1 pseudogene is annotated in these 800 nt (G+C 77.1%); it reads left to right on the top strand.

What is annotated here, in order from left to right:
- Nucleotides 1-47 precede the first annotated feature (47 nt).
- A pseudogene (locus CCN35_RS27450) lies at nt 48-800 on the top strand (hypothetical protein); the annotation flags it as partial.

Genomic DNA, 800 nt, shown 5'->3' on the forward strand with positions numbered 1-800 from the left:
CCCCCGGCACCCCGTCCCCCTCCGGGCCCGGCGCCGCGCGCTCCGGCATGTCCCGCGGGCCGGGCCAGGAGTTGAGGCGCGACCTGTGCGCGGCCGGGGCCGCCATGCTGCTCGTGGTCACGGCCGCGCTGGTCGGCCACCGCGTCCAGAGGACCAGCCGTACGCTGTTCGCCGACTGGCCTCCGCTGCTGGCGTCCTGGGAGCCCCATCTCGGTCCCGGCACTCCGGCGGCCGTCCTGGTGGCGGTCGCCGTGGTGGCGTACGGGCCCTCCCTCGCGGTCCGTCTCCCCTGGCGGGCCCTGGTTCCTCTGTCGTGGGGCACGGCCATGGCGTGGATCTGCTCCCTCGCCCTGGTCGACGGCTGGCACCGGGGCATCGCCGTCCGGCTCACCACCCCCCACGAGTACCTCCGGGCCGTCGACCGCTTCCACGACATCCCGGCGGCGCTGCGGGGCTTCACCGGGCACATCCTGCTCGGCTCCCCCGACCACTGGCCCGCCCATGTCGCCGGTCATCCGCCGGCGGCCACGCTCACCTTCGTCCTGCTCGACCGGATCGGACTGCGGGGCGGGGGCTGGGCCGGGGTGTGGTGCATCGCCGTCGGGGCGACGGCCTGCGCGGCCGTGCTGGTCGCGGTCCGTGCCCTGGCCGGCGAGGGGCTCGCGCGAAAGGCGGCGCCCTTCCTCGTCCTGGCTCCGGCCGCCGTGTGGATGGGCACCTCGGCCGACGCGTACTTCGCGGCGGTGGCCGCATGGGCGGTGGCGCTGCTCGCGCTGGCGGTCACCGGGCGGTCCTGGGGG

The organism is Streptomyces thermovulgaris (assembly GCF_002155915.1).
GTDB classification, from domain to species: Bacteria; Actinomycetota; Actinomycetes; order Streptomycetales; family Streptomycetaceae; genus Streptomyces; species Streptomyces thermovulgaris.